Annotated in this window: 7 protein-coding genes and 1 tRNA gene; 4 read left to right on the top strand and 4 right to left on the bottom strand. The window is 64.2% G+C overall.

What is annotated here, in order from left to right; all coding sequences use genetic code 11:
- Positions 1-18 precede the first annotated feature (18 nt).
- On the bottom strand, positions 19-1872 hold the full coding sequence (locus JQK88_RS25475) for an AsmA family protein (RefSeq protein ID WP_203279829.1): 1854 nt from the start codon (positions 1870-1872) through the stop codon (positions 19-21).
- A 329-nt stretch (positions 1873-2201) separates the two neighbouring features.
- On the opposite strand from JQK88_RS25475, the gene JQK88_RS25470 reads away from it, so the two are divergent.
- Complete coding sequence (locus JQK88_RS25470; protein ID WP_203279828.1) at positions 2202-4160, top strand: acetoacetate--CoA ligase; 1959 nt, start codon at positions 2202-2204, stop codon at positions 4158-4160.
- Between the two features lie 258 nt (positions 4161-4418).
- Here JQK88_RS25470 and JQK88_RS25465 read toward each other — a convergent pair whose 3' ends face one another.
- Positions 4419-8405, bottom strand: a complete 3987-nt coding sequence (locus JQK88_RS25465; protein WP_192248181.1) for a PAS domain S-box protein — start codon at positions 8403-8405, stop codon at positions 4419-4421.
- 299 nt (positions 8406-8704) lie between these two features.
- On the opposite strand from JQK88_RS25465, the gene JQK88_RS25460 reads away from it, so the two are divergent.
- The 3 genes from JQK88_RS25460 (at position 8705) to JQK88_RS25450 (ending at position 10019) form a co-directional block, all read left to right on the top strand.
- Positions 8705-9163 (top strand): phasin, encoded by a 459-nt coding sequence (locus JQK88_RS25460; protein WP_112561969.1) that lies wholly within the window; start codon positions 8705-8707, stop codon positions 9161-9163.
- Between the two features lie 348 nt (positions 9164-9511).
- Positions 9512-9588 (top strand) — tRNA-His (locus JQK88_RS25455).
- A gap of 176 nt (positions 9589-9764) precedes the next feature.
- Positions 9765-10019: a DUF768 domain-containing protein gene (locus tag JQK88_RS25450; protein WP_192248174.1), complete on the top strand. Its 255-nt coding sequence runs from the start codon at positions 9765-9767 to the stop codon at positions 10017-10019.
- A 34-nt stretch (positions 10020-10053) separates the two neighbouring features.
- Here JQK88_RS25450 and JQK88_RS25445 read toward each other — a convergent pair whose 3' ends face one another.
- Both JQK88_RS25445 and xseA read right to left on the bottom strand, forming a co-directional pair.
- The gene (locus JQK88_RS25445) at positions 10054-11172 is read right to left on the bottom strand and encodes a DmpA family aminopeptidase (RefSeq protein ID WP_203279827.1); all 1119 of its coding nucleotides are present in this window, start codon (positions 11170-11172) and stop codon (positions 10054-10056) included.
- Positions 11173-11180: 8 nt separating this feature from the next.
- Positions 11181-12788, bottom strand: coding sequence for an exodeoxyribonuclease VII large subunit (gene xseA, locus JQK88_RS25440; RefSeq protein WP_203279826.1), 1608 nt, complete (start codon positions 12786-12788; stop codon positions 11181-11183).
- Between the last annotated feature and the right edge of the window lie 75 nt (positions 12789-12863).

The raw sequence follows: 12863 nt of genomic DNA, 5'->3' as shown, positions 1-12863 counted from the left end.
CTCCCGGGGAGGGGCTGCCTATTCGCCTGAGATGCCGCGGCTGATCGGCGAGATGAACGGTGTGCTCCAGGTGCCGCCGACGAAAAAGGACGACTGGTTAGGCACCTGCTGGCCATTGGCGGGCGCTGCCGCCGGATCGACCTGGGTGATACCGCCCGACAGCGCCAGCCCGCGTCCGCCATAGGACGCGATGCCGGATAGCCAGATCTTGTATTTCGCCGAATTGGCCTCGGCCTTGTCCAGCCGCGCCACGCCCTTCGAGATGGTGGCTTTGAGCTCGGCGCCGTCGATCGGCAGCGTCCCGTCCGAGACATCGTCGAGCGCGAAGAAGCCGCCCTGTTCGGTGTGCTTCAGAAACGCCGGCAAATTGAGCCCGCTCAGTGCGCCTGGCCCGAACGTCGCCGAGACCGAGCCGTCGGCGTTCTCGAAGATCGAGTCCCACGATTTCCCCGGCCCTTTGAGGATAACCGAGACCGTGCCGGTGCTGGCCGGCACCAATCGCGTCATGCCGGCAGCCGTGCCGAAAGCGGCGCCGTCAATGTCGGAGGCGAGCAGCCGGATCTCGACCTGCGAACCCTCCGGCTTGCGGTCGAAGCGCAGGCTGCTCTGAACGTTGCCGCCAAAGGCCGACGCATCGGAAATGTCGAAGACGGCAAGCCCGTTCTTGACCTGCGCCGTGGCGGCGACGTCTGCAAGCTGGATCGCGCCGGCCGAGGCATGCGCCGCCGATAGCCTCAGATCCAGATTGACGCGGTCGGCAAAGCTGGTGTCGATTTCCCCGGGGCCGGTTTCGCCGGTGGGCGCCAGCGGCGTGAAGGCGGAGAACAGCGACCTGAGGTCGAGCGTATCAAAGGCGAGCGTGCCGGAAATCACCGGCAAGGCGTCGCCGAACGAGAAGTCCAGCGCCCCCATTCCCGGGTTGTTGTCGAGCGTGACCGCCGTGTTTTCGAATTTGATGCGGCCGGCCGTCGCAGTGATCTTGCTCGAAATCGACACCGAGCCGATTGCGGCGCCCGGTGCAATTCCGGCCTGCGACCATTCCAGCACGCGCCGCAGCGACGGTGCGGCGAATTTCACCTGGCCGTCGAAATAGGCGTTTTGCGACATCCCGGCCGTGCCGTCGAATGAGAAGCTGGCCGGGGCTGCCTTGAACGAAAAGGTGATTGGCGCAGCACCGCCGGCAAACAACACCAGCGGCTTGGGCGAGGACGCATCGAGGGTGACGCTTTCGCCGCGCCAGATGCCGGTCGCCGACAAGGTCGCATTGCTGTTCATCGCCGCCCAGTTCGCCTGGCCGCTGAGGCTGGTCAGCAATTCGACGTCCTTGCCGCCGATGGAGGCGACCATGCGGCCGTCCCTGAACTCCACGGTGCCGAACGGATCGGTCGGCAGCTTGCTCAGATCAGGCTTCGCCGGATCGGCGCTGACCACGCCGCGCGCGGTGTCGATGGAGCGCGTGATGCGCCCTCCGGTCGGCATGGCGGGCAGAAACATGCCGTTTGCGGTGCGCTGGACCCGGATCGTCGGCCGCACCAGCCGCGCCGTCGAAAACTCCACATCGCCCTGCAGCGCCGCCATAGCTGAAAGGTCGACCTCGACCCGCTCGGCTTCGATCACCGGCGGCGCGTCGGTCTCGGTCCACTGCGACAGCGTGACGTCGCTCAATATGGCGCGGAAGTTCGGCCACACCTCGATGCGCGGTGAACCGTCAATGGTGACCCTGAAACCGCTCCATGCGCTCATCTCCCAGGCGATGCGGTCGCGCACGATCCGGGTCGAGGCAATCAGCGGCAGAGCGGCGACGACCAGCGCGATGACGAGCACGGCAACGCCGATCGCCCATATTCCGTGCCGGATCAAAGGTGATGGCATATCGCCCCGTATGCTTTCATTCCGACAAAAATCGCCCGACGGGTGTAACCCAGCGCTGACGCATTTCAAGTCTTTATGGCCCGGCGATGGCAATTGCGCACACCTGGCTGAGTTTAGCTGAACAAAATCTTGCTCTGCCGCATGGCGATAGGCATAAGCGATGCAGCTTCAGCCTGGTACGAGACGCGGCGTTTTTGGGACAGCGACGCCTGTAAAGCTGGGGCTAATGCATGTCGGCCGGAAGTGTGCAGCGGTTCCAGGACAACGACATGCATGGAAACAAAAGCATATCAGTCTTGCGACGCGACCGGCTTCAAGGAGGATCGATCATGGCTGCCGAAGCACCGCTCTGGACCCCGACGCAAGACCGAATCGATGCAGCGCCGCTGACCGCCTTCATGAAGGCGGCGGCAGCCAAAACCGGCACATCCTTCGCCTCCTACGCCGAGCTGCATCGCTGGTCGGTCGAGGATCGCGAAGGCCTCTGGAGCCTGCTGTGGGACTTTTGCGGCATTGTCGGCGACAAGGGCGAGACGGTGCTCGTCGATGGCGACAAGATGCCCGGCGCATCGTTCTTCCCCGATGCGACGCTCAACTTCGCCGAGAACCTGCTGAAAAAGACCGGTTCCGGTGCGGCAATCGTCTTTCGCGGCGAGGACAAGATCGAGCGGCGGCTGTCGTGGAACGAACTGCACCAGCTGACCTCGCGCTTTCAGCAGCTTTTCCTGTCGCTCAAGGTGAAAAAGGGCGACCGTATCGCGGCGATGATGCCCAACATGCCGGAAACCGTCGCCGCCATGCTGGCGGCCGCCTCGATTGGCGCGGTCTGGTCGTCCTGCTCTCCCGATTTCGGCGAACAGGGCGTGCTTGACCGTTTCGGTCAGATCGAACCCGTCGTCTTCATCGCGCCGGACGGCTACTGGTACAATGGCAAGGCAATCGAAGTTGCCGACAAGATCGCTGCCGTTGCCACGAAGCTCGAAACCGTCGGCAAGGTGCTGATCGTCGACTATCTCGGGACGTCGCGCGATATCGCGGGGATTATCGACAAGGCCGTGGCGCTGGAAGAGGCGCTGTCGCCTTTTGCGGCAAAGTCCGTCACATTCGATCGCCTGCCGTTTGCGCATCCGCTCTACATCCTGTTTTCGTCGGGAACGACCGGCATTCCCAAATGCATCGTTCATTCGGCCGGTGGCACGCTGATCCAGCATGTCAAGGAACATCGGCTGCATGCCGGCCTCGTCGAAGGCGACCGCTTCTTCTACTTCACCACCTGCGGCTGGATGATGTGGAACTGGCTGGTGTCGGGCCTGGCGTCAGGGGCGACGCTGCTGCTCTATGACGGCTCGCCCTTCTACCCTGACGGCAATGTGCTGTTTCGCTTCGCCGATGCCGAGAAGATGACCTTCTTCGGCACCTCGGCCAAATTCATCGATTCCGTGCGCAAGGCCGGCCTCAGGCCGATCCGCAGCCATGATCTGTCGACCGTGCGGGCGATCTCCTCCACCGGCTCGCCGCTGTCGCCGGAGGACTTTCGCTTTGTCTATGACGGGATCAAGGAGGACGTGCACCTTGCCTCGGTCTCCGGCGGCACCGACATCGTCTCCTGCTTCGTTCTCGGCGTGCCGACGCAAGCTGTCTGGACCGGCGAGATCCAGGGGCCCGGCCTCGGCCTTGCCGTCGATGTCTGGGATGATGACGGCCAGCCGATTCGCGAGGAGAAAGGCGAACTGGTCTGCACAAAAGCGTTTCCGTCGATGCCGATCGGATTCTGGAACGACCCTGACGGCAAGAAATACCAGGCGGCCTATTTCGAACGCTTCGACAATGTCTGGTGCCATGGCGACTTCGCCGAATGGACGGCGCATGGCGGCATGATCATCCATGGCCGCTCCGACGCGACGCTCAATCCGGGCGGCGTGCGCATCGGCACGGCGGAGATCTACAACCAGGTCGAACAGATGCCGGAAATCCTCGAAGCATTGTGCATCGGCCAGGATTTCGACAATGACGTACGCGTCGTGCTGTTCGTGCGGCTGGCCGCCGGCGTGACGCTGGACGAGGATCTGGAAAAGCGCATCCGGGCGAAGATCCGCACCGGCGCCAGCCCGCGCCACGTGCCGGCAAAGATCGTTGCCGTCTCAGACATTCCGCGCACCAAGTCGGGCAAGATCACTGAGCTTGCGGTGCGCGACGTGGTCCACGGCCGCGCCATCAAGAACAAGGAGGCGCTGGCCAATCCGGAGGCGCTGGAGCTGTTCAGGAACCTGCCGCAGCTGGCGGAGTGACCGCCGCCGGCATGGTTAACGAGATATGTCGGTCGAATTTACCTAGATTTCACGAGTGGTACACATTCGTAAATTTTTTGGGCGGCCGGTAAGGAGTTGTTAAGGCCCGGCGTCGATAGTCGCACGTAACTTGAGGGAGAAATCCCGTTCCTCGTCCCCTGAGGATCAGATTCGCTCAAGCCCCCGTTGTGACAGCAAATCCATTTAAGGCGTCCTGTTGGACGCCTTTTCTTTGTGCCGGTTCTGGATGGAGCGGCTCTATTCCGCCAGAACACGCGTCGACGGGAAGGCGACCTCGACCAGCGTGCCTTCGCCGGGTGTCGAGGTGATGGTGAAGCGGGCGCGGTTGGCCTCCACCATCGCTTTGGTCAGCGGCAGGCCGAGCCCGGTGCCATCACCGCGTCCGCGCTTCAGCGCATTGATCTGCTTGAACGGCTTCAGCGCCTGCTCGATCTCGGCATGGCTCATACCGATGCCGGTGTCGCGCACCCGCATGACGACGTCGCCGGAGGTTTCATAGGCGGTCGACACGATCACCTGGCCGCCGGCCTGCGTATAGCGGATGGCGTTGGACAGGATGTTGAGCGCGATCTGGCGCACGCTTCTGAGGTCGGCGACCACTTCCGGCAGCCGCGAAGCAAAGCTGGAGCGAATGATGACGCGCTCGCGATTGGCCTGCGGCTGCATCATCGCCACCGTCTCGCCCAGCGTATCGTTGAGCGACACTGCCTCGTAGTCCATCTCCTGCTGGCCGGCCTCGATCTTCGAGATGTCGAGCAGGTCGTTGACGAGGTCGAGCACGTGGTTGCCCGAGCGGTTGATGTCGCGCAGATAGTCGCGGTAGCGGTCATTGGCGACCGGGCCGAACTTCTCGTCCACCATCAGCTCAGAGAAGCCGATAATGGCATTGAGCGGCGTGCGGATTTCGTGGCTGATGCGCGCGAGAAAATCGGTCTTCTGCGAGGAGGCGCGCTCAGCCACCGCGCGCGCCTGGGTCAGGTCCTCCTCGGCGCGCTTCCACTGCGTGATGTCGCGCACCACGGCGCAGAAGCCGCTGTCGTTGGGCAGCCTGCCTATGGTCATGAACAGCGGAATGAAGCGCCCCTGCGCCTCCCGCCCGATCACTTCGCGGCCATCATTCATGACGCTCGCCACGCCGGGCTCGGACAGGCCGTTGAGATAGTCGCGCGCCGCGCGCTGGCTTTCGATGGCAAACAGCGAAGCGAACGGCTTGCCGGTCACCTCGTCGCTGTCGAAGCCGAACAGCGCCTCGGCCGGCCGGCTGATCGAGCGGATGTCGCCGTCACGGCCGATCAGCACCACGCCATCGGTCGCGGTGTCGATGATGGTGCGCATTTCGGCAATGCGCGATTTGAGCTCGGAAACGTCGGGCTGCGTCTGTTCTTCAGCTGCGACATGCGCAGCCACCGGCGCCTCATCGTCGCCGGTGCGCCGCACCACCAGCATCAGCGCCTTGCCTGCGCGCCACGGCACCGAACGCAAAATGGCTTCGATCGGAAATTCTTGGCCCTCGCGCGTCTTCAGCCGAAGCGCGTGGTCGCTTTCATCTGCCGCTTCAGAATAGGGATCGGCAAATAGCGCGTCGAGGCCCCCAGCATCGCTCAAATCCTCGAGCGTGTCATAGCCGGTGAGGCCGAGGAATTCCTCATTGGCGTAGTGAAGCTCGTCACCGGAATGGATCAGCAGCGGCACCGGCAATTTGCCGAGCAACGAGGTGTCCGGCGCCTTGTGTTCATCTCCGGCCGAAAATGCCGAGGGCACGAACCCTTCAAGCTTGAGCGGCGGCACTTTCAGGCGCGGCGGTTCTGCCGGCGCGGTGTCCGCAGCGCCGGCCTTGTCACCGTCTTGCACGGCCGAACCGGTCGCCTCGTCGGCCGGGGCCCAATCCTCATTGTCCTCGGCATCGCGGAAATCGGCGGCAGTCATGCTGTCGTCTTCGCCGGCATCGGCCGGCGCCTCGGCAGCAGCCGGTTGCGGTTCGGAAGCTTCGACGGTCTCTTGTGCGCTCGTCTCTACCGGCTCGGAAGCCGGCGCCGGTTCGCTACCGGAAGACGTCGCCGCGTCGCCTTCGCCGGTGACGGAGCCTGGTTCGGGATCGGCATAGTCGAGCAGCGAGCGCGACACGATCGGCGCTTTCGTCTCGCCCGCATCCTTGTTTGTAGCCGCTTTGTCCGGCTCGGCGCCGTCGAGCCGCGCCAGATCCTTTTCGTCCTCGGCGTCGCCTTCGGGCGGTTCGGCCTCAGCCGTTTCGCTTTCAATTGCCGGTGTTTCGGATGCGGCTGCCGGGATGGCTTCGTCCGTGGCCTCGGCGGGTTGCTGGGCTGGCGGGGCCGTTTCAGCCTGGTCCACCTCGATATGATCCGGCTTGGGCTGATCTGCCTTGGCGTGGTCCGGCCCGGCCTGGTCCGGCGTCACCTGATCTGGCTTGGCAGGTTCGGCCGGCTTGCTGGTCTCCGGCTGCTCCGGCGGAGGATTGTCCTTCTTCAGCCGCTCGCCGATCTCTCGGAAAGCGCTGCGTTCCAGCGTCGACAGACCCTTGTCATTGGCGGGCTGCCGATGCTCGGCCAGCCGAATGACCTTGTCGGCGAAACGCCGTTCCTGCTTCGGCACGATGGTCAGTGCAGGCACTTCGCCCTTGAACGGATCGGCCGCCTTGGGAGCGTCCGCCACGGTCTGTTCCGCGGCTCGCTCGGCTGCCGCCGGTGGGGTGCCGTTGGGGACCAGCGCCATGCCGATCGCTTCCGGATCGACCACCGCATCGCTGGCGCGGGCGACGCCGAACCCACGGAACCCTTCGAAGGCGCGGCTGCGGCCATAGACGGGGAGTGCCGCCAGATCGACAGGAATCTTCAGGTCGGTGCCGGCCACCGGCCACAGCACCGAGCGGCCCGACCAGGTGTCGCGCCGTTCGAGCAGGCGGGCGATCTCGCCAGAGGCATCGAGGCCGAATGTTGCCGCGACATCCTTGAAGCGGCGGCCGATCACATCGGCGGCGGGCTTGCCGACGATGTCGGTGAATTCCGGCGACAACGCGCTGAATTTGCCCTCGGCGTCGGTGCGCCAGACGAAACGCAGCGGCGGCGCCGTGCGGTCGATCTCGCGGGCGGCGGGTGGCGCAGCCGGTGAGGTTACATTGGAGGGCAGGGTGGGCGAGGTGGCAACAGTACTGTCCGGCTGTGGGTTCACGGCCGACACAACCGATTCCGGCTCGGCTTCGGTCGGGCTGTCCGACTCGCTCGCCTGCGGCTCTTCGCCGGCATGGAAGTACCAATGATCATGTTGCACAGGCGCGCTGTCGTTCGCCGCCTGCTCGCGGCCGGTCGTTTGCCCGCGATCGTCTGCCTTTGTATCGGTTGACGCCGAAGCATCATGCTCAGTCGCTGTCGGAGCGGCCTCGGCTGGCACGACCGCGAGCCGTGCGCCCTGATTGCCGCTTGCTGCGGGTTGATCGGCTACTGCATCCGCCGTCACTGCGTCCTCTGGGGCCGCTTGCGTCGGGTCCGCGTCCTGCTGCGCTGTGGCGGGTTCGGCATCCAGCTCACCGACGGGGTTTTCCTCCCCGAGCTGATCCTCGTCGATGACCACCAGCAGATGCCTGGACTCGGTCAGGCGGGCAAAGCCCGCCGGATAGGACGTGGTACCGCCCGGGACCAGCCGCTTGACGATGCGGTCGTCCTGGCTCGCCACATCGGCGACGAGCGCCGCCAGCGTTTCAGGCCGGATGGCGAGCGCGGCAAAACCATCCGAAGCCGCCTCGACGGTGCCGGCGGCGTTGACAAAGGCGATGAAATGGCCGTCTTCGTTAAAGCCGCTGATGGCGCGGGCCGCAATGTCTGCAGCACTGCGCGAGCCGGTCTGCGCTGCCGGCAGTGCCAGCATGATCGCGCTTTCGCCGTCCGGCATGGTCACCGCACTGGCCAGGAAGCCGACGGCGCGGCTGGTCATGCCGGTCGCCAGACGCACCGTGATGGCGCGGTCGCTGCCGATCTTCGGAAAGCCTGCGGTCGCCATGATCTGCCGCCTGGCGATCAGCGGCAGCTGTGCCGAGGCGCCGATGATGGCTTCGATATCGGGGTAGCCGAACACCGCCGCGCCCGGCCCGTTGGCCCAGATCACCTGTTCGAGGTCAGCCGACAGAATCGCGATCGCGTCGCCGGCGGCGAAGCGCCGGCGGACCGCGTCGAGCACGGCGACATCGAGGAAAGAGTAGTTCTCGGACGGCATGCGCTTGGCGGACCCTTTCGGTGAAACCTCTTGGCGAACCTACAAGGCGGGCAATTTGCAGTTAACGCTTTGTTAATAAAAGCCCACGCGGCGAAGGTCCACAAGCCGTGGCGGAAAGCAGACGGAATCTCTGGCCTCTTGGTTAACGACCCTCGGGCAATGCCCGGGGTAACGTCGCGGAAGAAATTTATGGTGCACTGCAACAAAGATATTGCATCGCACAAAAAAACCGCTATATTGCCATCATACATGAACGAGACGGCTTTCTGTCAAAGCCGCTACCCCCGAAAGGATGGAAAATGACCAAGGCCAAGACCGCTGAGACCATCGAAAACGTTGAATTCCCGAGCTTCGACGCCTCCAAGGCGACCGACCAGATCCGCGCTTTCGCCGAAAAGGGCGTTGAGCAGTCGAAGGAAGCCTATTCCAAGCTGAAGACCGGCGCCGAAGAGACCCAGAAAGTTCTGGAATCGACCTTCGAGACCGCCAAGACCGTTTCCAGCGACCTGTCGCTCAAGACCATCGCCGCTCTGCGCGCCAATGCCGAAGCCGGCTTCTCGCATCTCGAAGCCCTGATCGGCGCCAAGTCGCTGTCGGAAGTCGTCGAGCTGCAGACCGCCTTCCTGCGCAAGCGCGTCGAGTCGACCGTCGAGCAGGCCAAGGAATTCCAGGCGGTTGCTTCAAAGGCTGCCGAAGACGTCTCCAAGCCGGTCAAGACCGCTTTCGAGAAGGCCCTGAAGGACATCAAGGCCGCCTAATAATTACGCACAACTCTGCGATGCATCAAAACGTCGCATTTCGTCAGACAAATAGATGTGCGATAGAGTTGTCCAATGAATACCCGGCGAGTGGAACCTCCTCCCTCTGCTCTCCGGGGTAACCAGCCAGCACCTCCTCCCGCTGGCTCGTAACAGGAAAAGGCCGGCACCTCCTCCCGCCGGCCTTTTCTTTTGCCTGCTGAAAAGCGGCGCCCGCTCGAGGAACCGGGCTTTGCCTTATCAAAGGCCTTGAATTAGACTCTGATAGACCGTATTGGACGCATCGCCGAACGACAGAGCGGATCTCGGAGAATGAATTTTTCACCACGATCTGGCTCAGGCGAACGTGCCGTTGTAGCTCAGATGGTTAGAGCGCCGGATTGTGGATCCGGAGGTCGCTGGTTCGATCCCAGCCAACGGTACCACTCTATCAAACAATCAGAACGTGCTCCTTGAACCCTTCCCTTCCTTCGGCTTTGTGGACCTCGGGCAAGATCGGCTTGCCGGGCGAAGCCGACTCGGTTCGAATGCGGGCATGCATCCTTTACCGGGTGCGGACGTTTACGATTACCAACCGGCATAGCCGCCAGGGAAAAGCAGTATGAGTGAACATGCGATCGAGTTTTTGCGCGGGTGGATTGGTGAAAAGGTCCACTGCCAGCACTCGCCGGTGAAGATCGAGAAGCAGGCCGAGACCCTGGCCAAGGAATGCGCCGCCAAGGCGGCCGAGGTCGGCATCCCGCTGGAGGATATCCAGGAAGAAGTCGGCGACATCCAGGAGCTGATCGCCTCGCGGCTCGAAGAGGCGGCCGAGGCCGACCAGAGCAACGCGAATTCGGGCAAGCCCGCCGAATAAATGTCAGGCCCGGCCGCCAGAGCCGGGCTCCCATCTATCCAAACCCATTTTTCAGCCAGGCCTTCGGCAGCGCCGGCACGAAATTGCCGTCGCGCCCGCTCATATCCTCATTGGCGACCATCGCATTGAGGATCGCCTCTTCCACACCCTGCACCACCGCATCGAAGAACGGGTCGATATCGACGTCCGGAATGTAAGCGGCGCTGGCCGTCTGTCCTGGCGGCGCAAGTGCTGCTTGCGGGTTGGCGGTGGTGAAGGCGAGGAAAATGTCGCCCGAACTGTGGTAGCCGAAGCCGCCGGTCATGGCGATGCCGAGCGGCACACGCCTTGCCAGCCGCTTCATCTGATGCGGCAGGAAGGGCGCATCGGTGGCGACGATGGCGATGATCGAACCCTTCTCGGCGCGCGGCGTGCCTTCGCGCATCGCCGGTTCCACCAGATCAGGTCCGACGCGCGCGCCGCGCAGCGTGAAATTGTGCCGCTTGCCGAAATTCGCCTGCACGAACACACCGACCGTATGCCTGATGCCCTGCCATTCGACGATGCGCGACGCCGTGCCCGAGCCGGCCTTGAAGCCGAAGGCGATCATGCCGGTGCCGCCGCCGACGCTGCCCTCCTCGATGGTTCCGCCGGTGGCACCGTCGAGCGCGGCTTCGACATGTTCGAAGCCGACATGATGGCCGTTGATGTCGTTGAGGAAGCCGTCATAGGTTTCCGCCGCCACTGGCAGCCCCCAACCACGGTCGAGTGCCGCCGGCAGCACGCGTTGCATCCAGCGCAGCGTGCCGTCGCGGGTGACGCCGCAGGAATGCGTGTTGGTGATAGTGACCGGAAGGTTGAAGGCGCCGACCTCCTCGATGATATGCGAGCCCGTCAGTTCGCCATTGCCGTTCTGGCTGAACACGCCGGCAAACACCGGCGTGGCGAGCTCCGCTAACGGTCGCGGCAGGATGGCGGTGACGCCGGTGCGTACCGGTCCTGTGCCGACATCGAGCGGACCATCGCCTGAGATCAGCGTCGCATAGCCGACGCTCACACCGGGCACGTCGGTGATGGCATTGAAGCGGCCTGGCGTGCCTTCAAAGGCAATGCCGAACGCACGGGCGCGCGGCTTGCCGGCCGGCGTTTGAAGATGCGGGTCGTGTCCGGCCATGCCGTCCTCTAGAAAAGCGAGCCCTGATTGCCCGGTTCTTTTGGTTTGCTGGGGGCAGCCTTGGTGACCGCGGGCTTGCTGGCAGGCGGCGTAGCCGGTTTGGCAACTGCCTCCGGCTGCCCCGTGCCGCCGATCGCAACCGCATTCGTGGTGCCGTCGGCGAACTCGATTTGCAGCGATGCGCCCGGCGCGACATCCGCCGCCAGCTTGATCACTGCGCCTTCAGCGTCCTTGACCAGCGCGAAGCCACGCGCCAGCACCGCCTTGTGCGACAGCGTCGCCAGCAGCCGGTCAGCCTGGGTCAATTGTCCGCGCAGCCGGTCGAGCCGTCGCGAAACCGCATGATCCTGGCGGCGCGTCAGTGCTGCCAGCGCGTCCGCCTGCAATTTCTGCCGCCTGGCGATCGGCGCCGGCGACAGCCGTTTTGCTGTGCGCGAAAACCGGGTGCGCCGTTCGCGCACGATGCCGAAAAATGCTGCTTGCGCCCGCGCCAGGTCGCGTCCGGTCAGCGTGCGTGCCTCGTTGATGCGTCGCGATAGGGTGGCCGGCGTCAGCCGCTGGCCCTGAAGCTTGGTCCGCTTGCGCTCGATGCTCACCGACAGCGCCCGGCCGAGCCGGCTGGTCGCCTCATCCAGGCGCCGGCGCGGCAGCGCCAGCAACTGGTCGGGCGAGGGGAGCGCGCGGGCGGCCGCGCGCGAGGCCTGCCGTTTGCGTTCAAAATTGCGCAAGACCGCCGCCTTGAGCCGTGCGCCAAGACTGGCGAGCGTCGCTTCGAGATCCGCCTTCACCGGCACCGCGATCTCCGCTGCGCCCGTCGGCGTTGGCGCCCGCATATCGGCGACGAGATCGATCAGCGTCCAGTCGGTCTCGTGGCCGACGGCCGAAATCACCGGAATGCGCGAGGCGGCAACCGCACGCGCCAGACCTTCGTCGTTGAACCCCCAGAGGTCTTCCAGGCTGCCGCCGCCGCGCGCCACGATTAGAAGGTCGGGCTGGGCAATGGCGCCATCCCGGGCCAGCGTGTTGAAGCCGTTGACGGCGGCCGTCACTTCCGCGCCTGCCGTCTCGCCCTGGACTCTCACCGGCCAGACCAGCACGTGCAGTGGAAAGCGGTCCTTGATGCGGTGAATGATGTCGCGGATGACCGATCCGGTCGGGGAGGTGACGACGCCGATGATGCACGGCATGAACGGCAGTCGCCGCTTGCGACCGGCGTCGAACAACCCTTCAGCCTGCAGCCGTCGCTTGCGCTCTTCCAAAAGCGCCATCAGCGCACCGGCGCCGGCCGGCTCGAGATTATCGATGACGATCTGGTAGTTGGATTTGCCGGGATAGGTGGTGAGCTTACCGGTGGCGATCACCTCCATCCCCTCTTCGGGGCGGAATTTCAGCCGGCTCATCGTGCCTTTCCAGACCACCGCATCGAGCCGCGCGCGGTCGTCCTTCAGCGTGAAATAGGCATGGCCGGAAGAGTGCGGCCCGCGATAGCCGGAGATTTCGCCGCGCACCCGCACATGGCCGAAGACATCCTCGACCGTGCGCTTCAGCGCGCCGGAAATCTCGCTCACCGTGTATTCGGTGGCGTTTGTGCGTGATTCGGATTCTGCGTCGCTCATGCGCCGATTGGGGGACGGTTGTCCGCCCGCGTCAAGCGGCTGAAGTTCGTGGCCGATTCATAACGTGATCTTAAG

This window comes from Mesorhizobium caraganae, assembly GCF_016836705.1.
Lineage (GTDB): Bacteria > Pseudomonadota > Alphaproteobacteria > Rhizobiales > Rhizobiaceae > Mesorhizobium > Mesorhizobium caraganae.
The sequence above is the reverse complement of the archived record's forward strand: the minus strand, read 5'-3'. Positions and strand labels throughout refer to the sequence as shown.

What these genes read in the sequence shown, in the direction of transcription:
- JQK88_RS25475 (WP_203279829.1), bottom strand. Translation starts at nt 1,872, where the DNA reads ATGCCATCACCTTTGATCCGGCACGGAATATGGGCGATCGGCGTTGCC.
- JQK88_RS25470 (WP_203279828.1), top strand. Translation starts at nt 2,202, where the DNA reads ATGGCTGCCGAAGCACCGCTCTGGACCCCGACGCAAGACCGAATCGAT.
- JQK88_RS25465 (WP_192248181.1), bottom strand. Translation starts at nt 8,405, where the DNA reads ATGCCGTCCGAGAACTACTCTTTCCTCGATGTCGCCGTGCTCGACGCG.
- JQK88_RS25460 (WP_112561969.1), top strand. Translation starts at nt 8,705, where the DNA reads ATGACCAAGGCCAAGACCGCTGAGACCATCGAAAACGTTGAATTCCCG.
- JQK88_RS25450 (WP_192248174.1), top strand. Translation starts at nt 9,765, where the DNA reads ATGAGTGAACATGCGATCGAGTTTTTGCGCGGGTGGATTGGTGAAAAG.
- JQK88_RS25445 (WP_203279827.1), bottom strand. Translation starts at nt 11,172, where the DNA reads ATGGCCGGACACGACCCGCATCTTCAAACGCCGGCCGGCAAGCCGCGC.
- xseA (WP_203279826.1), bottom strand. Translation starts at nt 12,788, where the DNA reads ATGAGCGACGCAGAATCCGAATCACGCACAAACGCCACCGAATACACG.